General features: G+C 64.4%; 21 protein-coding genes and 1 pseudogene. 10 read left to right on the forward strand and 12 right to left on the reverse strand.

Annotated elements, in window-relative coordinates:
- Positions 1-214: 214 nt before the first annotated feature.
- A complete protein-coding gene (locus ELS24_RS26385; RefSeq protein WP_050448099.1) occupies positions 215-667 on the reverse strand; it encodes a hypothetical protein in 453 nt (150 codons plus the stop codon).
- A gap of 114 nt (positions 668-781) precedes the next feature.
- On the opposite strand from ELS24_RS26385, the gene ELS24_RS26390 reads away from it, so the two are divergent.
- Positions 782-1,300, forward strand: a complete 519-nt coding sequence (locus tag ELS24_RS26390; protein ID WP_050448112.1) for a GNAT family N-acetyltransferase — start codon at positions 782-784, stop codon at positions 1,298-1,300.
- A 52-nt stretch (positions 1,301-1,352) separates the two neighbouring features.
- On the opposite strand, the gene ELS24_RS26395 is transcribed toward ELS24_RS26390, so the two are convergent.
- On the reverse strand, positions 1,353-2,594 hold the full coding sequence (locus ELS24_RS26395; protein ID WP_050448100.1) for a GGDEF domain-containing protein: 1,242 nt from the start codon (positions 2,592-2,594) through the stop codon (positions 1,353-1,355).
- 166 nt (positions 2,595-2,760) lie between these two features.
- Between ELS24_RS26395 and ELS24_RS26400 the strand changes: the two genes are divergently transcribed.
- The gene (locus ELS24_RS26400) at positions 2,761-3,615 is read left to right on the forward strand and encodes a GNAT family N-acetyltransferase (protein ID WP_127185805.1); all 855 of its coding nucleotides are present in this window, start codon (positions 2,761-2,763) and stop codon (positions 3,613-3,615) included.
- A 31-nt stretch (positions 3,616-3,646) separates the two neighbouring features.
- Here the strand turns inward: ELS24_RS26400 and dcd are convergent, their stop codons facing one another.
- From dcd to apbC, 4 genes are read right to left on the reverse strand one after another with little or no spacing between them, the layout of a single operon-like run.
- Positions 3,647-4,210, reverse strand: coding sequence for a dCTP deaminase (gene dcd, locus ELS24_RS26405; protein ID WP_050448101.1), 564 nt, complete (start codon positions 4,208-4,210; stop codon positions 3,647-3,649).
- A gap of 42 nt (positions 4,211-4,252) precedes the next feature.
- Entirely contained in the window at positions 4,253-7,981 is a 3,729-nt protein-coding gene (locus tag ELS24_RS26410; RefSeq protein ID WP_127185806.1) for a translocation/assembly module TamB domain-containing protein, read from the reverse strand.
- A complete protein-coding gene (locus ELS24_RS26415; protein ID WP_050448103.1) occupies positions 7,978-9,873 on the reverse strand; it encodes an autotransporter assembly complex protein TamA in 1,896 nt (631 codons plus the stop codon). The genes ELS24_RS26410 and ELS24_RS26415 overlap by 4 nt, the downstream gene beginning before the upstream one ends.
- Positions 9,874-9,876: 3 nt before the next feature.
- Entirely contained in the window at positions 9,877-10,965 is a 1,089-nt protein-coding gene (gene apbC, locus ELS24_RS26420) for an iron-sulfur cluster carrier protein ApbC (protein ID WP_127185807.1), read from the reverse strand.
- 101 nt (positions 10,966-11,066) lie between these two features.
- Here apbC and ELS24_RS26425 point away from each other — a divergent pair, with 101 nt between their 5' ends.
- Positions 11,067-11,342, forward strand: coding sequence for a hypothetical protein (locus ELS24_RS26425; protein WP_127185808.1), 276 nt, complete (start codon positions 11,067-11,069; stop codon positions 11,340-11,342).
- 257 nt (positions 11,343-11,599) lie between these two features.
- Positions 11,600-13,666 carry a methionine--tRNA ligase gene (gene metG / locus ELS24_RS26430; protein ID WP_050448105.1) on the forward strand — a complete coding sequence of 689 codons (2,067 nt, stop codon included), beginning with the start codon at positions 11,600-11,602 and terminating at the stop codon, positions 13,664-13,666.
- 62 nt (positions 13,667-13,728) lie between these two features.
- Here the strand turns inward: metG and ELS24_RS26435 are convergent, their stop codons facing one another.
- Genes ELS24_RS26435 through ELS24_RS26445 form a run of 4 tightly spaced genes read right to left on the reverse strand, consistent with a single transcriptional unit; the run spans position 13,729 to position 15,712 of the window.
- Positions 13,729-14,466: a sulfurtransferase gene (locus ELS24_RS26435; protein ID WP_127185809.1), complete on the reverse strand. Its 738-nt coding sequence runs from the start codon at positions 14,464-14,466 to the stop codon at positions 13,729-13,731.
- Positions 14,435-14,647 carry a hypothetical protein gene (locus ELS24_RS31015; RefSeq protein WP_157055504.1) on the reverse strand — a complete coding sequence of 71 codons (213 nt, stop codon included), beginning with the start codon at positions 14,645-14,647 and terminating at the stop codon, positions 14,435-14,437. Before ELS24_RS31015 ends, ELS24_RS26435 begins: the two co-directional genes overlap by 32 nt.
- Positions 14,647-15,165: an META domain-containing protein gene (locus tag ELS24_RS26440; protein ID WP_050449444.1), complete on the reverse strand. Its 519-nt coding sequence runs from the start codon at positions 15,163-15,165 to the stop codon at positions 14,647-14,649. The genes ELS24_RS31015 and ELS24_RS26440 overlap by 1 nt, the downstream gene beginning before the upstream one ends.
- Before the next feature lie 16 nt (positions 15,166-15,181).
- Positions 15,182-15,712, reverse strand: coding sequence for an META domain-containing protein (locus ELS24_RS26445; RefSeq protein ID WP_050449443.1), 531 nt, complete (start codon positions 15,710-15,712; stop codon positions 15,182-15,184).
- A gap of 307 nt (positions 15,713-16,019) precedes the next feature.
- Between ELS24_RS26445 and ELS24_RS26450 the strand changes: the two genes are divergently transcribed.
- Positions 16,020-17,171 carry an acyltransferase family protein gene (locus ELS24_RS26450; RefSeq protein ID WP_127185810.1) on the forward strand — a complete coding sequence of 384 codons (1,152 nt, stop codon included), beginning with the start codon at positions 16,020-16,022 and terminating at the stop codon, positions 17,169-17,171.
- On the opposite strand, the gene ELS24_RS26455 is transcribed toward ELS24_RS26450, so the two are convergent.
- On the reverse strand, positions 17,152-17,550 hold the full coding sequence (locus tag ELS24_RS26455) for a helix-turn-helix domain-containing protein (protein WP_083447531.1): 399 nt from the start codon (positions 17,548-17,550) through the stop codon (positions 17,152-17,154). The two genes, ELS24_RS26450 and ELS24_RS26455, sit on opposite strands and share 20 nt — an antisense overlap.
- A 617-nt stretch (positions 17,551-18,167) precedes the next feature.
- On the opposite strand from ELS24_RS26455, the gene ELS24_RS26460 reads away from it, so the two are divergent.
- Positions 18,168-18,980 carry a winged helix-turn-helix domain-containing protein gene (locus ELS24_RS26460; RefSeq protein WP_050449440.1) on the forward strand — a complete coding sequence of 271 codons (813 nt, stop codon included), beginning with the start codon at positions 18,168-18,170 and terminating at the stop codon, positions 18,978-18,980.
- Between the two features lie 462 nt (positions 18,981-19,442).
- On the forward strand, positions 19,443-20,654 hold the full coding sequence (gene kch / locus ELS24_RS26465) for a voltage-gated potassium channel protein (protein WP_127185811.1): 1,212 nt from the start codon (positions 19,443-19,445) through the stop codon (positions 20,652-20,654).
- A gap of 27 nt (positions 20,655-20,681) precedes the next feature.
- On the opposite strand, the gene ELS24_RS26470 is transcribed toward kch, so the two are convergent.
- Positions 20,682-22,274 carry an EAL domain-containing protein gene (locus tag ELS24_RS26470; RefSeq protein ID WP_342672796.1) on the reverse strand — a complete coding sequence of 531 codons (1,593 nt, stop codon included), beginning with the start codon at positions 22,272-22,274 and terminating at the stop codon, positions 20,682-20,684.
- Between the two features lie 317 nt (positions 22,275-22,591).
- Here ELS24_RS26470 and ELS24_RS26475 point away from each other — a divergent pair, with 317 nt between their 5' ends.
- The 3 genes and pseudogenes from ELS24_RS26475 (at position 22,592) to ELS24_RS31805 (ending at position 25,234) form a co-directional block, all read left to right on the forward strand.
- Positions 22,592-23,059: a hypothetical protein gene (locus ELS24_RS26475; RefSeq protein WP_342672797.1), complete on the forward strand. Its 468-nt coding sequence runs from the start codon at positions 22,592-22,594 to the stop codon at positions 23,057-23,059.
- A complete protein-coding gene (phbB, locus tag ELS24_RS26480) occupies positions 23,049-23,795 on the forward strand; it encodes an acetoacetyl-CoA reductase (RefSeq protein ID WP_127185813.1) in 747 nt (248 codons plus the stop codon). The genes ELS24_RS26475 and phbB overlap by 11 nt, the downstream gene beginning before the upstream one ends.
- A gap of 322 nt (positions 23,796-24,117) precedes the next feature.
- Positions 24,118-25,234: pseudogene (locus ELS24_RS31805) on the forward strand (ABC transporter substrate-binding protein).
- The last annotated feature ends 2 nt before the right edge of the window (positions 25,235-25,236 follow it).

Raw genomic sequence — 25,236 nt, forward strand, 5'->3', positions numbered from 1 at the left:
GTTCGGTCGCATAACGCGGCGCGAGTGTACTGCTAGTAAAAATCCGGCTGATGACAGACGGCGCGAGCCCCCGCCGACAGGCGGGAATGGCCGAATTGTAGGGCCGTTTTTCTTTCAGTCCTACGGGAAATCCCCAGATGGGCCGAACAGCCGTTGTCATCGCGCCAAAAGCGCTGGCTTTCGGCTCGGCGGCAACGGTTGCCGGGGAAAAAACCTACCGGATGGTACGAGCTTCACCAGCCCGCAGGGCCGAGGTGAACAGCTCGAAATAGGCGGGGATGGACTCGGCGGCCCCGTCCCGGATGCGGCGCTCGACCTTGGCGATGGCGCCAAAACAGACTTCGGCCCCGGGGTCGCCGCAGACAAGCACGACCGGATCGTCGTCGTCGCAGACCTCATACAAGCCGCCGTGCGCGCGGCGACCCACCTCGTAAAGGTAGGCGGCGGCGCCGACGGTCTGCATGGGGGTCAGGGGCAGGCTGCCCAGGTGGGCGGCCTCTAGCGCGTCATCAAGCGCATGGACGCTGGACAGGGAGTAGTCCAGCACGACGCCGGTGGATTCGGCGACGTCTACAAAGTGTTGCGCGGCGTCCGCCACTCGCTCGACAAACGCATCCTGCACTTCGTCGAGATTGGCGTCCTGGTTTATCTTGAGGAAACCGAACATCGTTGGCTCCTTTGTGAAAACCGCAAGCGGCAATAGCCCGATTATAGGCGGCGGCTTTGCCTATACTGCCCCGCAAAGCCCGCCAACGTTTCCTATTCCCAACACTTGACGCCCATGAACCCAACGCTAGTCAGACGCCTGACCACCCCGGATGCCCCGTCTTTACGACGCCTGCGCCTGGATGCGCTGATTGAAACGCCCGAATCTTTCGGATCAAGTTACGAAGAGGAACACACGCTGACACTGGAAGATATCCAGGCGTGGATAGCGCCGCAGAACGATGGCGCGATGTTCGGAGTATTCGACGATGAGTCGCTGGTGGGCATCGTGGGCGTGGGCCGCCAGCGCAAGTTGAAGATGCGCCACAAGGCGCACATCTGGAGCATGTACGTGGCGCCCGCGCAGCGCGGCCGTGGCTTGGGCCGTTTGCTGATGCAAGCCGCCATTGCACACGCACGCACCATGCGTGGCATCCGCCAGGTGCAGTTGAGCGTCACCGCCAACAACGCGGCGGCAGCATCGCTGTATGCCAGCCTGGGATTCGAGGAATACGGCAAGGAGCGCGAATCCCTGTGCGTGAACGGCCAGTTGTACGACGAGACCTTGATGGCGCTGCCGCTCGACGGCAAGTAGCCCGCTCGGCCCAGGGCGAGGGGTCAGGCGCCGTTAGATCCGACCGCCCCAGTCAGGCCGCCGAACCGCGCCGCCGCGCGCCATAGGCGCACACCTGATTGCGACCGCCATCCTTGGCTTTGTACAGCGCCTGGTCGGCCGCCTTGATCACCGCTTCGGGCGCGCGCAAGGCGTCGCCCCGCTCGGCCACGCCGATGCTGACGGTGACACGCATCGGTCGCGCATTGCGTCCACCACGCGCACCGCGCCGACGCTGGCCGAGCTGGTCCGCCTTGGGCCGCGCCGGCTTATCCCGCAAACGCATCTGATACGCCTCGATGGCCCGTCTGACCGCTTCCAGATGCGGCATGCTTTCGGCCGCCGTCTTGCCGGGAAACACCAGCGTGAATTCTTCGCCGCCATAGCGATAGGCCTGGCCGCCGCCCGGCACGCGCCGCAATTGCGAGGCCACCATGCGCAGCACCTGATCGCCCACGTCGTGGCCATGGGTGTCGTTGAACGCCTTGAAATGGTCCACATCGGCCATCGCCAGCGTGTACACGCGGCCCATGCGCTGCAAGCGCTCGTTCAGCGCGCGCCGCCCCGGCAGGCCGGTCAGCTCGTCGCGAAAGGCCATGTGAAAACCTTCGTGCGCCAGCGAAATGCACAGCGCGGTGAGCGCCGCGGACGACATCAGGGCAAGTTCAATCGGGTGATGCTCGCCGCGCGGCAACACCCATGCCATGCACACGAAACCGAGCCACTGCCCCGCCTGCTGCGGACGCCCGTAACGCAACAGCAGCAAAGTCAGCGTCAGGCCGGTGCCCAGCAGCGCCACCAGCGCTTCGATCGGCACGCCCAGGCGCGCCAGCTTGCCTTGCACGGCCAGGGTGCCAAACACTTCCACCAGGCCGTCCTTGCCGATCAGAGCAATGCCGGCCACGCCGATGGCAATCAGGCCAACACGCAAGGCCAGGTCCAGCAGCATGCTGGAACGTTCCGCCCACAGCGCGTTGATGGTGTAAGCCACCGCCCACCAGGCCAGCGCGGGCCCCAGCGCCCAGGGCGCTTCACGCGCCAGCGTTGGCCACATCACGGTGGCGGCCAGTACGCACAGCATCAGCGCCAGGGTTTGCGAGCGCTGGTACATCAGGCAGATCGCCGCGCCAATCAGCGCCATCACCCAGGGCACGAACGGCACGATCAATGTGAGCGCCGGCGGCCATTCCCGCCACAACAAGAGCGCAACCGCGGCGGCCACTGGCAGCGCGGGGTAAAACAACAGGGGCAGCCAGGGAATATGGGGGTAACGCACGGGGGTCGGGGCCTTGCTCAGCTTGCAGAGATGACGTCGCCAAATCGGCAAACACACATATTCTTTTTACGGTCGCGGGCGTGGGTTCTTTAGCGCATCCGACCCAACACCGCCGCCGATCCCTCCGCGTGATATGGTTTTCAACCGCCTGACTCCGGAACGCCCCATGCAGCTTCTTATCAATATCGATGTGCCCGATCTCGAGCATGCGCTTGACTTCTATCAGCGCGCTTTCGGCCTGACGCTGCACCGACGACTGGGGCCGAAAGCGGCGGAAATGCTCGGCGCCAGCGCCCCCATCTACCTGCTTGAGAAAGCCGCGGGCACGCGCGCCACCAGCGCCGTGCCGCAATGGCGGGACTACGCGCGCCACTGGACACCCGTGCATCTGGACGTGGTGGTGCCGGACGTGGACCGCGCTGTTGATCAGGCCGTGGCCGCCGGAGCGCGTCTGGAAGACCCCGCGGCCACCCACGCGTGGGGCCGCATCGCACACCTTAGCGACCCTTACGGCCATGGCATTTGCATCCTGCAATTCCTGGGCCGGGGCTATGACGAACTGGCGGAAGACACCGACGTGCGGATCACGCCCGTCGCGGCGGCGGATTTCGATGCGCTGGCGGACATACGCGTCGCGGCCATGCGCGACAGCCTGGAACGGGTGGGCCGCTTTGACGCCGACCGGGCGCGCGCGCGGCTACGCGACAATTTCCACCCGGACTGCACCTGGTGGATTGAACGGGGCGGACAACGGCTGGGGTTCTATGCCCTGCGGTCGGATGGCCAGGGTTTGCGGCTGGACCACCTGTATGTGGTGCCCGCCGCGCAGGGCCAGAGCCTGGGCGGCCGCGTCCTGCAAGGCATTCTGGCAGACGCCGACCGCCAAGGGTTGCCGGTCAGCGTGGGCGCGCTACGGGGTAGCGACGCCAACCGCTTCTATCGTCGGCACGGCTTCGTTCAGGCTGGCGAGACCGAATGGGATATTGCATACCTGCGCCCGGTGGGCGGGCAAACGCGCTGAAGAATCAGGCTTGATTCGTCAGCGCCGCCCATCAGGTACGCGGCAAGGTTACGCCGCGCTGCCCCTGGTACTTGCCGCCACGATCCTTGTACGAGGTCTCGCAGACTTCGTCGCTTTCCAGGAACAGCATTTGCGCGCAGCCTTCGCCGGCGTAGATCTTGGCGGGCAGCGGCGTGGTGTTCGAGAATTCCAGCGTGACGTGGCCTTCCCATTCGGGTTCCAGCGGCGTCACGTTGACGATGATGCCGCAACGCGCGTAGGTGCTCTTGCCCAGGCAGATGGTCAGGACACTGCGCGGAATGCGGAAGTATTCCACCGTGCGGGCCAGGGCAAAGGAGTTCGGCGGGATGATGCAGACATCACCCTTGAAGTCCACGAATGAGCCCTCGTCGAAATTCTTGGGATCGACGATGGTGGAATTGATGTTGGTGAAGATCTTGAATTCGTCGGCGCAACGCACGTCGTAGCCGTAGCTGCTGGTGCCGTAGCTGACGATGCGCCCGCCATTGGCCGTGCGGACCTGGCCCGGTTCAAAGGGTTCGATCATGCCGGCGTCGGCCTGGCGGCGGATCCAGCGGTCGCTTTTGATGCTCATGGTGGCAATGGTGCTAAAGGGGTGAAGTGGGGGCCATTTTACTCAGTTCCCCCAGAACGTCCGGTAGACCAGGGCAATACCGTTCACTGATCCGCCCTTCAGGTCCACCGACAGCCCGCGCGCCAGCCGGTAACTGGCCCGGCCCACGGTATCGCTGCCCGCCAGCCCCTGTTCGACGCTCAGCGTAATGCCGTTGGCGAACGATTTGCTGGCCACCAGGAACTGGGTGGCCAACTGGCTGTTGCTGTCCCGGTTCACGTTGCCCGCCACGGTGCGGTCGGGCAGGATGCTGCCTGAACTGCCGATGTTGCCGGTGCGCACGCTGACGTCGTCCAGCCCGAACTGCTTGTAGAACGGCTGCCCGCCTCCCAGCAGCGCGGTACCCACCGACACCAGCAGGGCCGCGTCACTGCCGCTTTCGTCGGGCCCCCGACCCAGCAGCAGCCACGACAGCTTTTCCACGTCGCTGACTTCGGGGTAGGACACCAGGTCGATGCGCGGACGCTGGGCGGTGCCCACCACCTTGACGCCGGCTTCCACCTGTTCGCCCGTGCGCAGCGCCTCGATATCCAGTATCGGGTTGTCCAGCCGGCCTTGGAACGTCAGGGTGCCACGGGTTAGCCGCAGCTTCTGGCCATAGGCCTCGATGCCGCCACCCCGCGTGCGCAAGGCGCCCACGCCCGTCAAGCGGCCATCGTTCAGCAGGATCTGGATAGAGCCGAGCAGGCCGGCGTCCAGCCCCATGCCGGTGATGTAGAAGCGCGGTCCCATGTCGAACTTCAGATTCATGCTGGTTTGCAGCGGCGTGGACACCGTGGCGCTGTCCTCGCCGGCACGGATGACTTTCACATCGTCGTCCAGCGACGGCACGCCCTGCAGGATTTCCAGGCTGAACCAGCCGGCGTCGGCTTTCAGGTCGCCCACGATATCGATGCGCGGCATGGCCGCCGTCAGGTTGATGGTGCCCGAGACCATGGCGTAGCGGTCCGAGCGTTGCAGCGCCGGGAAGCGATACAGCGTCAACTTGATGTTGCCGCCGCCGTCCATGATGTTCCATTGACCGCTGGCCTCGGCGTATCCGCCCTTGGCGCCGGGGTTGGTCGTGATCCATTCCTTGGTGCGCCATTCGGCCGGCATCACGCGCAGCGCCGCCGGAAACCGCAGGCTGTCCAGCACCAGCCGCTGGCCATCCAGCCGCGCCGCCAGCGTGCCGTCAACGAGGCGCACGCCGTCATCAATGCGCACCACGCGCAGCTTGTCGCCACGGATGTTGCCGGTGGCCGACCACTTGCCGGCCAGCGTGCCCTGGACGTCGATGTTGGCCTTGACCGCCCCGCCCACTTCCATGGTGTCACCCACGAAAAGACTGACCCAGGCCAGGTCGGCAATATCGGCGTCAAGCTTGGCGCGCAGGGCTTGGCGCTCGTCCAGCGCCATGCCGCCCTTGGCGTCCATGCGCAGCACCGCCGTGCCGGTGCCATTGACGGTGCCCATCTTGTTGGTGGCCAGATTAAGCCTGGCATCCAGACGGCTGGCATTCGGCGACGTAGGCGTGGCGGTCAGGTCCAGCACCAATGCCTTCAAACCCAGCGGGATGGGCGGGTCGCCGGGAATCAACAGGTCCCCTTCGCGACGAGCGATGCGGGCCTTGCCGGCCAGCCTGCCGTCGAATTCAAGGTCCCAAAGCACATCCAGCGCGATGCGGCGCTGGCCCTCGGGCACCATGGCGTTCACGCGAGCGGGCCCCTTGCCCAGCTTGCTGGCGGCATCAGGGTCGATGGCGCCTATCAGCTGGCGGGCCATGGCGGCGGTAATGACCAGGTTGTCGGCCTGGCCGGCGGTTTCCCAGCGCTTGCCGCCCCCGCGCGATCCCTGATGCGCCAAGGTCAGCCGCTCCTTGCCCGGCAAGGTGATGCCAAGCACGGTCTGCCCGACCTGCCATTGCCATTGCGGGTGTACAGCCGAGGGCAGATAGGCCAAGGACACGGGGCGGTCAGCCGCCACGGTGAAGCCGGCGGTATCAGCCGTCAGCCGGGAAAACGTGCCGCGCCAGCCAACCAGCGCCGAGTCGGGCTGGCCCGCCGGGCCTTTGCCCCAGCCACCGGCAAAGACGATATTGGCCCTGACGGGCGCTTGGCCCAGGACACCGGCGCGCGGTTTGGCGGGCGTATAGCCAGCGCTCAGTTCGCCGCGATGCGCGGCCACGGTGCCGGCTAATTTGCCCTTGAGTTCCGCGCCACCGGGGATGCCGGGCCAGAAAGCGTCCAACTGCGGGGCTTGCGCGTCCAAGGTCAGGGCGCCGTCATTGGCGTCCATCTCTCCCGATGCCTGAATGCGGTTGCGGCCCAGTTTCAGATCCACGTCCAGGCCGTGAATGCGCAGCCCGGCCAGCGGGTCAGCGGTGGGTGACGGGGTGGTGGCGGGCGCTGCCGCGGCAATATCCACTTGCGCCTTGACGCTGCCTGTCAGAGGCTGCTTGTTCCAGCGGGTGCCGTCTTCAAAGCGCAGATCAACGGCGGCGTGACGCAACTGGCTCAGGTTTTCGATATCGGCCTGCACGTCGCCGCGTACGGTCAGCACGGCTGGCGGAATGGACTCGCCCAGCCAGGGCGCCAAATCCAGGCGCTGCGCGCTGATGGTGCCCGCGATGCGGTCGCGGCCCGCCACCTGCTGCGCCGGGTTGGATTGCAGGTCCAATTGCGCGGCCAAGGCCGATTTATCGGGCAGTTGGACGTTGACCCGCGCGCTGCGCAACACCAACGCCGTGCGCGGCGCCAGGTCGGCCACCACGTTCAGCAGCAAGCCGGAGCCGTCGCCATCCAGCTTGGCCTGGATACCATCCATCGACCCGGCGGCATCGGCGCGCAACATGACTTGGCAGGCGGGCGGCGGCGGGCCTGCCAACCGGGACGAGTCGGCAGGCTTGGCCTCGCCCTTGGCGGATGCCGCCGCCCCGGTCTTGGCGTCGGCCTGGCGCTTGGGGTCGGGCTTGGCTTTGGGGTCGGGCGGTGACTTGGGCGACTTGGCATCGGCCTGCTCGCCGCTTGCCGTCTGGCTTGCGGCCACCATGCCGCTTAATTTGTCCGCCTGGCACAAGGGGGATTCGGGGCCAGATCCGCGCGCGGTCACATCCAGGCGCGCGGCGAAGGGCCAGGGGTCCGCCATGCCTTGAAGCTCGGCCTCGCCCGAGACCTGCGCCTCGCCCATTTCGTGGCCGACGCGCAATGAAGCAATGCGCAACTGCGCGCCCTGCTTGCCGGCCGCGAACGTGGCGCTCAGGTCGCCCAGCGTGACCGGCAAGGGCTGACCGTCCTGCTCCAAGAGGAAGTCGCCCAACGCCACGCGGTCCACGGCGATATCCACCGGCAGCGACGGCAGCGAAAACGGTTCGCCGTCATCCTCGGGGGCAGGCGCGTCGGCCTGGGTCGTCAACGCCACGCGCACCGACCCCGCCGATACATCCCGCACATGCAGTCGCCGGTCGCCCAGCGCGCGCCAATTCACCCGCAGATGCAGCTCGGTGACGTCGATGTGCGTACCGCCGCCCACATCCAGGTCCAGCTTGCCCACGGTCACGCCGCGCAGCAGCGAACCGTGAACGTCCAGCGCCTGGCCGTCCAGTTGTTGGGCAGCCGTCGTCAACAGCAGTCGGGTTCCGTTCTGCGACCCCACCAGCCAGAACAGAAAGCCGCTGGCCAACAACAGCAGCATCGCCACGCCGGGCAGCCACCACACCAGCACCTGGCGCAGAAATTTGCGCAACATCCTCAAAACGCGATCCCCAACGAAAAGTGCAGGCGCAGGTCGCGCTCGCGCTGACCGTAAGCCACGTCCAGGGACAGCGGGCCGGCGGGCGTGCGCACCCGCGCACCCACGCCGTAGCCCAGGGCCAGCGACATATCGCCAAACGACTCCGCGGCATCGCCGGCATCCAAAAACACGCCCATGCCCCAGCGCTCATCGAAGTAGTGGTCGTATTCGATGCTGCCGACAACCAGCGTGGGCGCGCCCACCACCGCGTTGTCGCGCTGCAAGCCGATGCTCTGGTACTTGTAGCCGCGAATGGACCGCGCGCCGCCCGTGCGAAAGCCAAAGTCGTCAGGCACCTGCACCTTGCTGCTGGACCACACCCGCCCGACCTCGCCGCGTACCGTCAGCACGTCCAGCTTGCCGATGGGCCACCATTTCTGCGCGCGCAGCCGGGCGCGGGTATAGGGTTCGCCGGTGTCCAGCGTAACGCCCACGCCACCGCCCACGGCGATCAAGTTGCCCTCGCGCGGGTTGTACTTGTTGTCCACGTCGCGGCGCAGCCATTCGGCCGTGGCGGTCAGCGTGGGCAAGGTGTATTCGTCGCCGCCATCGATTTTTACGTGATCTTGCGCCAGCAACATGCCCCAACGGGTTTCGTATTCGACCCGACTGTCGCCCGCGCCCTTGCGCTCTTGCAAGCGCGTGGCGCCCAGGGCATAGCGCGTCACTTCCAGGCCCTGGATGTCGGAATGGTCAGCCAGGACGCCGATTGAATCCTTGTAGCCGCGTTCGGTCGGCGGCAGCAGGAAGTCGGCGTAGGCGCGTTGGCGCAGCCGGTCCACGCCGAAACCGGTTTCCATGGTGACGGGCTGGCCAAACACCACGTTCTGCCGGTACAGCGATTCCACCCGCACGCCCGCTTCGTCGTCCAAGCCGATCGAGGCCGTGAAGCGCTTGGGCGGCGCTTCGACCACGCGCACCTGCACCGGCAGGGTCACTTCGCCGTCGGAATCAAAGGTGGGCGGCGGAGGCGGGACGGCGCCGGATACGGACGGGTCGCCCGCCGGCGTGGCCGCGTCCAGGTCGGTGGAGCCTGGTGCACGGGCTCGATCGACATTCACGTCGCTCGCCTGCGACTGCGCGCTGCCGGGTGTCTCCAGCGACACGAACGCGCCGCGAAAGAAGGAGGTGGATTGCAGGTCTTGCTGCCAGGAGTCCAGCCGGTTCTGGTCATAGGCCGCGCCAACCGAATAGCGCACGTAGCGCTGGACGAGCTTGTCGGGCACGCGCTTCAGGCCTTCGGTGTTGAGTTCGCCCATGCGGACCTGGGGGCCGCTGTCGATGGTGACGTGCAAGTCGGCCGTGGCCGTGTCAGCCATGATGTCGGCTTGCGAGGCCGTCATGCGCGCCAGCATGAAATCGCGCGTGGAAACGTCGTCCAGCAAGGTCGACTTGGCGCGGTTCCAATCGCTGTTGATGAACGGCTGCCCGGCCTTGAGCTGCCAGTCGTCGCGCAATCTCTGCACGCGCTGGGCATATTCAGGCCGCGTGATGCGGCCCGTGAATTTCAGGTCCACGGACGAAACGGTGGTGCGCTTGCCGGGCACAATGCCGATATCCCAGGTTTCCCCGCCGATGTCGGTGCCGGCTTCCAGCGTCACCTTGGGTGAAAAATACCCCTGCGTGGCCAGCGCGGCCAGCGTGGCGTCGCGCGCGCGCCGACGCAGCCGGTTGATTTCACCGCCGTCCTGGTCTTCGGCCAAGCGCGCAATGGCGTCAACCGCCTGGGTAATCGCCGTCAGCGCGGCCGGGGGCACGCCCCCCGGGTCCACAATGATTTCCGGGCGCTTGGCCAGGGCCTCGCCCGACACCACGCAGAGTCCTGCCAGAAAGGCGCGTGCTGCCCACCGCATGCGTCACGTCGGCTGCTGGACGACGATGGACGGGAATTTTCCGGCCATGTCGCGCGGAAGCGTCGCGACGCCCGCCGCAAGCTTGCGCGCAATACCGCGATACAGCGCGGCGGCTTCGCTGCCCGCGTCCGAAACCACGGTGGGTTTGCCGGCATCCGTCTGTTCGCGGATGGCCAGCGTCAAGGGCAGGCTGCCCAGCCAGGGCGTCTGGTACTGCTCGGCCATGCGCTGGCCGCCGCCTTCGCCAAAGATATGTTCGGCGTGCCCGCACTGCGCGCAAATGTGAATGGCCATGTTTTCGACCACGCCCAGAATCGGCACCTCCACCTTCTGGAACATGCGCAAGCCCTTGCGCGCGTCCAGCAGCGCCACGTCCTGCGGCGTGGTGACGATCACCGCGCCCACCACCGGCACCTTCTGCGCCAGCGTCAGCGCCACGTCGCCCGTGCCGGGAGGCATGTCGACGATCAGGTAATCCAGGTCGCGCCAGTTGGTCTGACGCAGCAATTGTTCCAGCGCCTGCGTCACCATGGGGCCGCGCCAGATGGCGGGCGAATCGGCGTCGATCAGAAAACCAATGGAATTGGCCTGCAAGCCATGGCCCGTCAGCGGTTCCATGCTTTTGTTGTCCAGGCTTTCGGGGCGGCCGGAAATGCCCAGCATGGTCGGCACGCTGGGGCCGTAGATGTCGGCATCCAGCACGCCTACGCTGGCGCCGTCGGCCGCCAGGGCCAGCGCCAGGTTGACGGCGGTGGTGCTCTTGCCCACGCCGCCCTTGCCTGATGCAACCGCAATGATGTTGCGCACATTGGGCAGCGGCTTCAGGCCTTTCTGCACCGCATGCGCGGCAACCTTCCAGGTAATGGTGATTTGTGCGTCGGGCACGCCAGCGGCTGCCAGGGCGGCGGCGGCAATGGCGGCGACGTCGTCGCGCACGCCGTCGGCGGGATAACCCAGTTCCAGCGTCACGGCGGGGCGGGCGCCCGCCAGTTGGATGTCACGATCTTTTACAGAAACGCCCAGGTCCAAACCCGTGTTGGGGTCGCGCGCGGCGCGCAGGGCGGCGCGGATATTTTCTATCGTTATACTCATGTCACTATGGTTCCGTAGGCAGCGCGGCTTTTGCGGGCCGCCATCCCCTAAAGGATAGCGGATACGCGGGAACCTTTCGCTGCGTTTTGCATCCGACCTTCATGACCAACACACTTATCCGCTTCTTCCGTGCCGTCCTATTCGCCGCCCTGGCCTTGATTGGCATGGCGATGGCGCTGGTCTTCATGCTCTCCACGGCGCTTGCCGTGGCGATCCTGTACGTGGTCGCCAAGGTGCGTGGCAAACCTTTCGGCGTCCGCGCCTACTGGAGCCAACGCCAAGGCGCCCGACCGGGTCCATTCCAGTCCGCCGCCGCCCCTTTCGCCACGCAGCCGCGTGGCGATGTGATCGACGTCGAAGCCCGCGAAATCCGCTAACGGCAGCGTTGCATAATGGCTTGCGCCGCTCGCGGCGCAAGCTTGCCGTTGCACGATGCGCCCGCGGGGCCTGCATGCCGCAGGCGCCGGCGCTACGCTCTGGCCGCTTGCTCTTGACCGCTTCTCTTCAACCCGCCCGAATCGCAACCCTGCGACCGGCGGGTTGAGTCGTTATCGGAGCGCATCAGGGGCAAGACTTCGCCATTGCCCTAAAATGGCCGCCAATCCCCTTTTTCCTTCCACCTCTGTCGACAACCATGTCTCGCACCCTTTTTGTCACCACAGCGCTGCCCTACGCCAACGGCTCCTTCCACATCGGCCACATCATGGAATACATCCAGGCTGATATCTGGGTCCGTTCGATGCGAATGGCGGGCCACACGGTGCATTTCGTGGGTGCGGATGACGCGCACGGCGCGCCCATCATGCTGAAGGCCGAAAAAGAAGGCATCACGCCGCAGGCGCTGGTGGCCCGCTACGCAGCCGAACGCCCGCAGTACCTGAACGGTTTCCACATCCGTTTCGACCACTGGCATTCCACCGATTCCGCTGAAAACGTCGCGCTGTCGCAAGACATTTACCGCGCGCTGCGTGCCCAGGACCTGATCGAAACCCGCTCCGTCGAGCAGTTCTACGACCCGGTCAAGGGCATGTTCCTGGCCGACCGCTACATCAAGGGCGAATGCCCCAAGTGCCATGCGAAGGACCAATACGGCGACTCTTGCGAGGTGTGCGGCGCCGTCTATGCGCCCACCGAGCTCATCAACCCGTATTCGGCCCTGACCGGCGCCACGCCCGTACTGAAATCGTCCGACCACTTTTTCTTCAAGTTGTCGGACCCGCGCTGCGTGGAATTCCTGCAGCAATGGACCACCGGGGCCAATGCCAACGGCGGCAAGCACCTGCAGCCCGAAATGCTGGCCAAGACCCGTGAATGGCTCGGCGCCGAAGACGGCGAGGCCAAGCTGGGCGACTGGGACATTTCTCGCGATGCGCCCTACTTCGGCATTGAAATCCCCGATGCGCCGGGCAAGTACTTCTACGTGTGGCTGGACGCGCCCGTCGGTTATCTGGCGTCGCTGAAGTCGTATTGCGCGGTCAAGGGACTGGATTTCGACGCCCTGCTCGACCCCAGCGGCAGCACCGAACAAGTCCACTTCATCGGCAAGGACATTGTCTATTTCCACGCACTGTTCTGGCCCGCCATGCTGAAGTTCGCCGGCCGCAAGACGCCGGACCAGGTGAATGTGCACGGCTTCATCACCGTCAGCGGCGAAAAAATGTCCAAGAGCCGCGGCACCGGTATTTCGCCGCTGCGCTATCTGGAACTGGGCATGAACGCCGAGTGGATGCGCTATTACATCGCCGCCAAGTTGAATGCCCGCGTCGAAGACGTGGACTTCAACCCGGAAGATTTCATCGCCCGCGTGAACAGTGACCTGGTCGGCAAATACGTCAACATCGCCAGCCGCGCCGCCAGCTTCATCACCAAGCACTTTGACGGCGTGCTGGGCTATTCCGGCGACACCGCCGCGCTGTCGGCCGAATACGCCGAACAGGCCGAATCGATCCGCGCCGCGTTCGAAGCCCGCGAATACAACCGCGCCATCCGCGAAATCATGGCCTATGCCGACCGCATCAACCAGGCGTTCGACACGGCCCAGCCGTGGGTGCTGGCCAAGGGCCTGGCCACCGCTGACGACGCGCAAAAGGCGGCGCTGCAAGACATCTGCTCGCGTTCGCTGGCGGGTTTCAAGGCCTTGTCCGTGATGCTGGCCCCGGTGCTGCCGTCGCTGGCCGAACGCGTGGCGCTTGAGCTGTTTGGCGCGCAGGCCCCGTTCACCTGGGCAGACGCCGCCGTGCTGCCGCAACGCGTGGCGCCGTTCAAGCACCTGATGCAGCGCGTGGAACCCCAAATGCTGGAAGACCTGTTCGAACCGCCCGCCGCCCCGGTGGTGGTGCCCGGCGGCGAACCGCTGGCCGAGACCATTTCCATCGACGATTTCGCCCGCGTTGACCTGCGCATTGCGCAGATCGTCAATTGCGAGCACGTCGAAGGCTCGACCAAGCTGCTGCGCCTGACGCTGGACGTAGGCGAAGGCCGTCATCGCAACGTGTTTTCGGGCATCAAATCGGCCTACAAGCCGGAAGACCTGATCGGCAAGCTGACCGTCATGGTGGCCAACCTGGCCCCGCGCAAGATGAAGTTCGGCGTATCCGAAGGCATGGTGCTGGCCGCCAGCCACGCCGACGAAGCGGTGGATGCCGGCATCTACGTGCTGGAACCCTTCCCCGGCGCCAAGCCCGGCATGCGCGTGCGCTGATCGGGATGCGCTAGCCCAGCAACAACCCGCCAATCGGCGGGTTTTTTATCGTCTGATGGTATTCAGCGATGACTAGGCGCCAACCCCGGATCCAGCGAATGGCGTTCGTCGAAGACGAAGCATTTACCGTCATACCCCGGGCCGCCCGTTTCCTCGAAGTACTTGAGGATGCCGCCGTCCAATTGGTACACGTTCTGGATGCCCGCCTCGTTCATGTAGATGGCGGCTTTTTCGCAGCGGATGCCGCCCGTGCAGAAGCTGACGACGGTCTTGCCTTCGAGGTCGGCGCGGTGCGCCTGGACGGCGGCGGGAAACTGCGTGAAGCGTTCGATGCGCCAGTCGATGGCGTTATGGAATGTGCCTTCGTCCACTTCGAAGGCATTGCGCGTGTCGAGCATAACCACAGGCCGGCCAGCGTCGTCGGCGCCCTGCGCGAGCCAGCGCGCCAGCGTCTTGGCGTCCACGCCGGGCGCACGGCCCGCTTCGGGGCGGATGGTGGGGTGGTCCATGCGGATGATTTCGCGCTTGATCTTCACCAACAGCTTGCGGAACGGCACGGCGTCGCTGTGGCTGAACTTGACTTCCAGGTCGGCAAAACGGGGGTCGGCGCTCAGCGTTTGCAGGAAAGCGTCGATACCCTCTGCCGAGCCCGCCAGAAACAGGTTGATGCCCTCTTCGGCCAGCAGGATGGTGCCCTTGAGCGCACAGTCGCCAGCCACCGTGAGCAGGCGGGCGCGCAGGTCGGGCAGGGAATCCAGCGAGACAAATTTATAAGCGGCGATATTGACAACGGAAGTCATGGCAAAGCGATGAAAAGCGGACGGCGAAGCCCGTAATAGTAATCGGTGCGCGGGCCGCGCCGCCCGGCGCCAGGCTGGCCACGGCTTGATCCGGCTCAAATGAGGGGACGGTTTCCTGCTCGACCACGGCATTCAGCTCCCGGCGCGCGGACGAGGCATCCGCCGCCGGCTTGAGGGGCATCACGGATCCGCGCGACGGCCGAAGTCCAGGGTGTCGCCCGAGCTCAATACCCAGGTCATGCGCTGCGGGTTGTTGGTGTTGTCCAGCGACATTGCGGTGATGCGCGTCAGGCCAGCCAGGAAGTCTTGCTCCAGCTTCATCGTCTGCGCAGCGCAGGCCATCCTGGTGGCCACGGGGTTCGCACGCACGATGAGTTGGCCGTTGGCCACCGTGTAGGGCGCGCTGTACTGGTTGCAGCCTGCAAAGCCCGACAGGATTGGGGCCCCCTGCACATGGACGAAGCTGGCCGTCAGCGGACGGGAATTCGATGACGGATGCGGGATGCTGCGCAGGCCGCCGCCAGGCAGCGTCCAGCGAGCCAGGTCCCAACCCGTCTGTGCCAGCACGTCCGACGCCGACGCCGGTTGAAAGCGCGGGTCCTGCCCGTCAGCGGCGCGATACGGCGGTGCGGCGCAGGCGGCCAGGCCCAGGGATAACAGGCACGGCGCCAGCCTGCGCAGAGAAGCGATAAAGGGCATGAACGGCCTCGCGGAATCAGGGGGTGGGAGGATCCTGGCGGCGCTCGAATTCCAGCACGTCGCCGCCGCGCAGGTTGAACGTCAGGTGCCGCGGAGCACCGCCACTGTCCAGCGTGAAGGTATCGATGGCGCTCAGCCCGCGCAGGTAGTCGGCTTCGAGTTTGGCGCGTTCCGCCGGCACGCAGGCCATGCGGGTGGTGGCCGGCGCGTTGATGAACAGCTTGCCGCCTTCCAGCTTGTAGGAACCCATGTAGCGGTTGCATCCGGCAAAGCCATTGACGCGGTACTGCTTGCCTTGGGCCAGGAACGTCAGCCGCACCGGTTCGCCGTTGTCACCGTGGGGAATATCGCGCAAGACACCGCCGGGCTGCGCCCAGCGGACCAGTTCCCAACTGGTCTGGGCCAGTGAGTCCGCGCTGGTGGCGGCATTGGCCGCGGCGGCGCCTTGCGGGCGCGCACCTCCGTTGGACCCCGCGCACCCCGCCAAGGTCGCCGCCAATAGGCTCAGGCATAGCAGCCGACAACGCGAAGACAGATGGGTAAGCATGGGTAGGGCTCCTGAAGGTTTCGACCCCCCGACTGTAACCGGGCCAGCCCCGTGTCGTCCTCGTATCTCCCCCCTACAGCGGTATCCAAAAGCAGCAAGCCGCGTCCGCCGCCTCACACCGATGACGCAGCCAACTGCATCGAATGCCGCATGGCGGCGGCTTCAGCCGACGCGCAGAATCATTCCAGATAAGGGTGCCGACCGCCCTGCAAGCACAGGAAAGCAAGTCGATTACCGACGCATCAAGCAACGCAGGTGTCCGGTCCGAGGGGGCCGCAAACAACAAGACTACCGGGGAGACACGGCGATGGGCTTCTTAAGAACCTTACTGGCGCTATCAGTGGTGCTGGATCATCTGGGTGGCAGCTACACCGACAATCTGGTCGGTGGCCGGCTGGCGGTGCAACTGTTTTATGTGATCTCGGGATTTTTGATTTCGTACGTACTGACCGCCACCGACAATTACCAGGGTGCCACGGGCAAGTTCTACGCGAATCGCTTCCTGCGGCTGTTTCCCATCTACCTGACCGTGGCGGCGCTGACGCTTGCCGCCCATGTGCTGAGCGGCGGCGCCTTTTTCCGCATCTATGAAGCCCTGCCTTTTTCGGCCGAGCTGTTTCTGCTGTTGTCCAACGTGTTCATCTTCGGCCAGGACTGGCTGATGTTCTTCGGCATCCAGCATTCGGCCCTGGCCTTCACGGGCAGCTTCGCCAACAGCGACGTGCCGCTGTATCAGGGCTTGCTGGTGCCACAGGCCTGGACCCTGGGCGTCGAGATGAGCTTTTATCTGGTGGCGCCTTTTGTGCTGGGTTCGCCGCGCCGGCTGCTGGCTTTGCTGGTTGCTTCGCTGGCGCTACGTGGTGTGCTGATCGCAACCGGCGTTGGGCTGAGCGACCCCTGGACCTACCGCTTCTTTCCCACCGAGTTGGCACTGTTCCTGATCGGCTCGCTGTCGCACCAGGTACTGCTGCCGCTGTTCAAGGCCTGGACCCGACGCGTGAGCCGTCTGCCGGAAATAGGGACTGCCGTGCTGTTCGCCTACACGCTGCTGCACTTTTCGATCAGCATCAACCCCACCGTGCGTGACGGGTTGGCCGTGCTGCTGTTCGCCGCGCTGATGCCCCTGGCGTTCCTGTTCCAATCGCGGCATCGGCTGGACAAAGCGATCGGTGAACTCAGCTACCCGATCTATATCTGCCATTCGCTGGTGATCCTGGTGTTCGGCTGGCTGCTCAACGACATTGAAACGCATCAGCCCACGCTCTTCGCGGCACTGGTGATTGCGGGCAGCATCGGATTTTCAGCCCTGTTGAATGGCCTGGTCGCCGACCCCGTGGAACGCTTGCGCAGCCGCCTGCGCAGCAAGCCGCAAGCCGGCGCGCCGATACCGGCGCCGGATGCCCGCCGGCGGCCCCAAAACGCGCCGCAGCCCATCGGGACTATTCGCCGCGTGCCTTGATATAGGCGGCCAGCACCAGTTCTATCTGCCGCTTTTCCTGCAAGCTCAACCGTGAATAGGTGGCGTACGACACCGATTCAAACGGCCAGGCGGGTTGCGGGGAAATACCGCCTTCGGCCGTCGCGGCCGGGTCGGTGTAGCCAGAATTCAGCATCGGACCTTCTCCGGTGCTGAGCCACATCGGGCTGACCCGCAAGGCGCGGGTCAATTTGATGAGGGCATCACTGGAGGGTTGCAGGCGCTGCCCGCTTTCGTAGTTGCCGATAGCGCTCTGAGAGAGGTTGCTTGCGACCGCCAAGTCCTTTTGAGTCCATCCCTGAAGCATTCTTGCGCTGCGCAGACGATGGCTAAACGTGTCCAATCGATCAACCTGAGACATTAATCTGAAATTATTTATTAATTAAAACATCTCAATACAACCGCCAAATAAACGGATTGCACCCCAATTCCCGGGTTAATCCGTAAATCGCACTATTCGTGCGCTTTCCCACTGACGCCAGTTGCGCGGGCCGCCCTGCCCGGCACCCCATATTTTTAAAAAATCCCATATCTGGCATTGACTTAACTCTGCCGCCCACCAGGTACAACCCGTCGGCGTCGGAAGTACGACTGGCACGTTGGGCAAAAAATTCGGGGCTTGAGTTTATTAGCCTTCAGGTATGCAAAATAGAAAATAATGTATCGGTAATACTTAATAATTCCTTGCAGGGCATGTGACAACGCGGAAAAACAATCACCGTTTCAAGCCCTTCGCCAGAGGGACGGACCCTCCTGCGGTTACCATCAGAAACTACAGAAACGTATCTTCACAAAAAAACACGCCCGTGTTTAAATGAAACACGGGCGTGACTTCAAGACGGCATTTGGTCCACCGGCCCCTGGCGGCCAGCATGGGACAAGCAACCGGCCGGATTCCTCGCCCCCATTCAAAAAACACCGCCGGACGGTCTCGTCATGGCCCGCCGCTTCGGGCCGCGCCTCTCATTGGAAGCATCAATGAATAACACGCTGGATGTCATTTTCCTTGGCAATGACGATGCCAAGCACACAAGGCTTGTGGACGCCTTATCTCATCTGGGCTTCTGCGTACGCCGCTGTCACGACCTGATCGACGTCTACGATCGCTATTCCCGCCGTCCCAGTCCCCTGGTGGTATTGGACGCGCCACTTTCCGATATCCACAACGCCGCCGTGCGTTTACGCGCGGTCGACCGAGGCTTGGGCATCGTGGCGATCGCCGCATTCACGGACGCGGAAAGCCGCATCCGCACGCTGCTCTGCGGCGCGGATGCCTGCCTGCCGCCCGACGTGACGGGGCTGGAATTGGCGGCGGCGCTCCAGGCTTTGGTACGCCGCGCGGTGGGCTTGGACGGCATGGAAGCCGCGGCCGAGGCACACACCGAAGAACCCGCACAGGAAGCCTGGCGGCTGGCGAACAAGGGTTGGACATTGATCAGCCCGACAGGCCGCACATTGGGCCTGACCACCGGCGAACGGGATTTCCTGTCGCGGCTGGTGACCGCGCCCGATCGCAAGGTCAGCCGCGACGCCTTCTACGCCGATGGGGCCGAAGAGGCCGACAGCGGCATCACGCGCCGACGCTTCGTGGACGTGATGATCAGCCGCCTGCGGCGCAAGGCGGCCGCCAACCAGATGACGTTGCCGATCCGCGCCGTGCACGGCTGGGGCTATATGTTTGCCGCGGACATCACGCTGGACCTGGACTATCGGACTTCGGGGGAAGACAGCCGCCAAGACGGGCTGGAAGAATGGCGCCGCGAAACCGAGGACGCGGACGCGGCCAACTGAGTCGGCTCGAATGGCCTGGCGTGTTCAGCGTTGAACACAAAGAAGACGGGCAAAAAGCAGATAAAAAAACGCGGCGCTGCCCCCGAGAGGTAAGACGCCGCGCTAAAACAACACGTGAACCCGGAGTCATCAGCCGGCACTGATGCCTTCTACCTGGATCACGCGATTCCAACATTCGTGCCTCATACTGCTCACGCACGGTCCGACCGTGAACCTGCGCCGGGTCTCTAGTCCCCGCGCAAGCTGCAACGTGATCAACGCCTGGATGTCGGGCCGGCCCTGACTGCTGGCTGGCCTGCCATCCACATCAGCGGTTTTCCACTTCGATAGCCGCGTGATGAACGGAGTTTATGACTTGGGCCGCGAAACCAGTAATTCTTTGTTGATAGCCTTCCATACCTATTTGATATAGCAGGGCCTCTCGTCGCATCGTCCTAAAATGCGGACTAAAGGATCAGTCCAATGCCCCTGAATTCCCCGTCGCTGTCACGCCGGCTCAAGAAACTGCGAGCGCTGTTTTCGCCCAACTGGTGCCTGGCCATATTGGTCGCCCTGGACGGCTATGCCTTCATGCACCCCGTGTTGCGCGAGGTGCGCGCGCGCGAATATTCGTTTTGGCTTGCGCTGGACAACTGGCATGAAGTGATGCGGGTGGTCGGGCTGTTGGAGATTCCCCGGCTGGTGCTGGGCGTGGGCCTGCAAGTGATTGCCATCGGCCTGATTCTCAAGGCGCGGATCGCGTGGGCCTTTTCACTGGTGCTGCTGATCGGTATCGGCACCTTTGCGATTCTTGGCGAGGCCGGGCGCGCGGGGCTGGGCGTGTACACGCTGGTGCTGTTGATTGCGCTGATCGTCTATTGGCGGCGCTTTGACCGCGCGAGCGTCACGGCGGGTTCGCTGTTCGCCCTGGTCAGTGTGGTGTCTCTGCTGATCTACGCCGTCTTCGGCACGCTCTACCTGGGCAACGAATTCAACCCGCCGGTGCAGGACATGGGCACCGCGTTCTACTTCTCCATCGTGTCCATGTCCACGGTCGGTTATGGCGACATCACGCCGCACAGCATCACGGCCAGGCTGTTCACCGCGTCGATTATCATTCTTGGCATTACCGTATTCGCCACGTCCATCAGCGCGATTGCCGGCCCGGTAATCGGCGGCAATCTGAAACGGCTCGTCAAAGGCAGATTCTCCACCGCCATGAGAAAAAACCACATCATCATCGCGGGCGCGACTCCGCTGGCGCTTAGCGTCTATGCCGGACTGCGCCGCCGGGGCGACGAAGTCACGGTGATCGTGCCGCCCGGCAGCCCGCAGGAATATCCCGCCGCCGCGGACCTGATCGAAGGCGATCCGTCCAGCGTGGAAGTCTTGCACAGCGCCGGCGTGACCCGCGCGCGCTACGTGCTGGCGCTGCGCGACGACGACGCCGAAAACGCATTCATCGTGTTGGCGGCCAAGGAAGCCACGGGCGAAGGCGGCGCGAAGACGGTGGCGCTGGTCAACACCAGCAAGCACCTGGAGAAGATCCGCCGCGTGCAGCCGGACCTGGTGTTTTCGGTGCAGTTGCTGGGCGCGGAGTTGCTGGCGCGCGCCATCAATGGCGAACCCATGGACGGCCAGGCCATTGCGGACCTGTTCTTCGCCAAGGTAGAACCGCAGGCCAAACCCGCCTGATGATGTTGCCGGCCGCGTTGCCCGCATCTAGGGCAGCGATGCCACCCGCTCGCCGGGCGGCGAGTGCCGCGCATACCAGGGCACGAAATCAGCGGACGGCATGGGCCGCGCAAACAAATAGCCCTGGATGAAGGCGACGCCGCGCGCCGTCAGATATTCAAACTGCGCCTGCGTTTCAACCCCTTCGGCCACCACCGCCAGGTTCAGTCGGTGCGACAGCGTGATGATCACGTCAAGTACGGGCGCCTCTTCGCCGGATGGCATGATCGCCTGTACGAAGCCCTTGTCGATCTTCAAATAATCCACCGGAAATTTCTGCAGATACGACAGCGAACAGTGCCCGGTGCCGAAATCATCAATGGCCACGCGCACGCCCGCGGCACGCAGCGTATCGATATTGCGGCGTGCCTGGCCGCTGTCCGAGATCAGGCTGCGCTCGGTGATCTCAAGCACGATCAACGGCCGGCGCGCCGCGACCCTGGCCACGAAGGCCTGGATGTCTTTCACCAGCACGTTGCTGGACAGATGTTCGGGCGCGATGTTCACGCCCACATGAAAGTCGGGCGGCGTCGTCCAGGACTGCATGTCGCGCTCGATCAAGCGCAGCAAATGTTGGGTCAAGGGGATGATCATGTTTTCCGCCTCGGCCGCGGCAATGAAGATGTCCGGCCGCACGAAGCCCACGCCCGGGCGGTTCCAACGCATCAGCGCTTCAACACCCGCGCACTGCCCCGTCAGTTGCCCATACACGGGCTGATAGTGCACCTGGAATTCATCGGCGCGCATGGCTCGACGCAGTTGCTCCTTGAATGACAGGCGATTCAATTGCAGCCGATAGGCGGCGAACGCCAGGCCCGCGCCAATCAACAACGCCACGGGCAGATAGCTCAGCAATAGCTGCTGCCAGGCGTCGATCAGGTTGGCGGTGGGCGCCTTGACATGGATGGTCAGCGCCACGCGCCCGTTGTTGCGCGTGACCTCGTCGTACACGGCTTGCACATTGGCATCGGACGCATGCCAGGAATCGCTGTGGATCGGCGCCCCCTTGCCTACGATCAATTCCATGCCATAGTCGCCCAAGGTGGCCACGGCGTTGAGCAGGTCCAGCACGTAGCGGCCATCCACGGCCACCGCGCCGCTGTATCCCGGCGCGCCCGGCTTGCCCAGCAGGATGGCGGGGCGATCTGGCGCCAAGGGTGTGCCCGCCACCGAAAACAGCCAGCGATCCGGCGTGCCTTCGCTGGGCCATTTGCGCAGATCGCCCAGCGCGAAATCCACCTCGCCCACGGCCGACGAACAATAGAGGTGCCGATCGTTGGACAGAACCAGAGCACGAAAATACGGGTTCAGCGTGCCCAAGCGCCGTAGCTGCGGCAATACCTCCGCGCAGGGCCGCGGCGTCAGTTCCGCCACCTGGTCCAGCACGGGCCAGGCTTGCTCCAGCATGTTCTCCATTTGCACGCGAACAATCTGCGCAGCCGCCTCGGCTTCCGTGCGCTGCTGCTTCTTGGCGTAAATCCAGGTCTCGACGGAGCACAGTACGGTCGGCAGCACCAAGGCAAACGCCACCGGCAGGTATCTCCAGGACGGCACGCGAACCGTCATTCCTGATGTGGACAAATTCGCCTCGTCGAGAAGTTCCAGGGCAGCGCGAAGGCCGCGTGTATTGGGGCGCCGATGGATGGCGTCGATGCATGACACACCAGGCGCGAAGTAACGTCAAGTTACTTTGGCGCCATTTCTGCACGGCCCGTATCGCCCGCCATGCGGCGTTTGCGCGCTGCGTCAGGCGACAAAGAGGTGGCGGACGCAGACTGGTGTTGCGGGTCTGCGCTGCGCTATTGTTAACGCACGCCACACGCACGGCGCCGGCCGCCCCGACCTGACGGCTTGAGGACTGATTCGTTACCCCTTACCCACTTTGACAAGGACGGATGATGAAGAAACCTACTGCCTCCCCTTCCCACGGAATCGTCGGCGCCAACGCCGCCTATTGCCAGCGCCTGGCGCAGCTTGCGCAAGAAAGCCAACAACGCTGGATGGAGCTGGGCCGACGCCTGGCCGACGACAACGCCACCAAGTACCTGGCGACGCTGGGGCCGCTACAGCATTCCGGCGCCTGGCAGGACATCGCGCCCGCAATCGGCGACATCGCGCGCAAGCAATGGCAATGCCAATTGGACGCCAGCCAGGCCATCACCCACGCCGCACTGGAAGAACAAGCGACGCTGGCAGCCGGGCTGGGCGAAGCCATGAGCGGCTGGTTCAAGCTTGCCACCAGCGGCGGCATGGCGCTGGCCACGTCACCGATGACGCAGATGTGGTCAGCCCTGTCCGACCAGATGGCCGCCGCATGCTCGGCCATGCGCGACGCCAGCCCAGCAGGGGCGCATCATGACGCCTAAACGCACCGCACTGGTGACAGGCGGCGCGGGCGGCCTGGGCCGGGCCATTGCGCTGGCCCTGCACGACGCTGGCCACGATGTCATCGCCACTTATCACTCCAACGAAGCCGACGCGCGCGCCTGGGCGGAAGATGAAGCATCGCGCGGCCGCCGCTTCGCGCTCTATCAGGTGGACGTGGGCGACCATGCCTCGTGCCAGGCACTGATGCACCAACTGGAACACGACGGGCGAACCATCGACATCCTGGTCAACAACGCGGGCATCACGCGCGATGCCCGGCTGACCAAGATGAGCCTGGAACAGTGGACCGAGGTCATGCACAGCAACCTGGATTCCCTGTTCCACATGACGCAGCCGCTATGCGGCGGCATGGCGGCGCGCGGCTGGGGCCGCATCGTGAACATTTCATCGGTGAACGGCAGCAAGGGCGCCTTCGGCCAGACCAACTACGCCGCGTCCAAGGCGGGCATTCATGGTTTCACCAAGGCGCTGGCGCTGGAACTGGCCAGCAAAGGCGTCACCGTCAACACCGTATCGCCCGGCTATCTGGACACGCGCATGGTGCAGGCGGTGCCCGAAGACGTGTTGAAGGAAAAGATACTGCCGCAGATCCCGGTCGGGCGGCTTGGCCAACCCGAAGAAATCGCCGCGCTGGTGGCCTTCATCTGCAGCGACGCGGCGGGTTTCATGACCGGTAGCAACGTTGCCATGAATGGCGGTCAGCACATGTATTGACGGATTTGACCCGCCCGGCTTCGCGCCCGCCCACGGACTCCGTCGGCGGGCGCGGTTGTTTCAAGGGCGGGACAAAGGTGCAACCCAGCGGCTGAAACGCGGTTCGATACACCCGGTAACGGGTTAACCCCATATTGTTATGACGTCGTTCGCCTCGTATATTTGCATCCACTTGAGCCAGATTGGATGCAATTTTGATTTTTAGTATCCATATCTAGCCCTCGTATGTGAGCCGCGGGCGCCCTTGCCCCGGTCTTTCAAGCACCGCCAGACCCCACGCGCACCAGACGCTGGTCCGGCCATCCTTCGAGGGGAACACACCATGAAATTCAACGTCCGCCCGCTGCTGGGCGCCTCCTGCCTGATGTTGTCGCTGGCCGGCGCCGGCGCGCAGGCGCAGGAAACCGTGAAGATGGGCGCCGTCCTGTCCCTGACCGGCGCCAACGCCACCGTGGGCGAAGATGTGCGCCGCGCCGTGGACCTGGCCGTGGAAAAGGTCAATGCCGACGGCGGCGTGTTGGGCAAGAAGTTCGCCGTGGTCATCGAAGACTCCGGCGGCAACCCCACCACCGCCTTGAACGCCGCGCGCAAGCTGGTCAGCGTGGACAAGGTGCCGGTGGTCATCGGCGAATACTCGTCGGGCATTTCCATTCCGCTGGGCCAGTACCTGGTGAAGGAAGGCGTAACGCACATCAACATCGCCAGCACCAGCGTCAAGATCCGCGACCTGGGCGCCACGTCTTTCAACCTGATCGGCCTGGAAGACAAGGGCAACCGCTTCTCGGCCAAGGACACCTGGGACCAGGGCCTACCGCAACGTGGCCATCATTGCGCCCAACAACGCCTACGGCCAGGGCGTGGCGCATGGCTACAAGGAAGAATTCGAAAAGCTGGGCGGCAAGATCGTGACCGAAGTGCTGTACACCGCCGGCCAGTCCACCTACCGCCGCGAGCTGCAGCAGATGTCGCGCAGCAAGCCCGACGCCTACATCTACACCGCCTACGGCCAGGAATCGGCCGTGATCAATCGCGAGGCCTTTGAACTGGGCCTGCGCAAGACGCCGTGGTACGGCATCCTGCTGAGCATGTGCCTGAGCGACACGCCGGCCAACATCGCGCAAGGCCAGATCGGCATGGAAGTGGGCTCGGTGCTGGGTCCCAAGGGCCGCGAATACGCCGAAGCGTTCAAGGCCCGATACAAGGAAGGCTTCAAGACGTCTTACACCGGCTACGCCTATGACGCCGTGCTGCTGACCGCCGCCGCCATGAACCAGGCCAAGTCCACCGCGCCCGCCGACATCCAGGCCGCGCTGACCCAACTGGGCCAGAAGGGCTACGAAGGCGTCACCGGCTTCATCAAGTTCGATAGCGACCGCCAGCGCATCGACCCGCCCTACGCCAAGCTGAAGTCCGATCAAGGCAAGATCGTCGTACGTTGATA

Source organism: Achromobacter spanius (genome assembly GCF_003994415.1).
In the GTDB taxonomy this organism is placed as follows: domain Bacteria; phylum Pseudomonadota; class Gammaproteobacteria; order Burkholderiales; family Burkholderiaceae_B; genus Achromobacter; species Achromobacter spanius_C.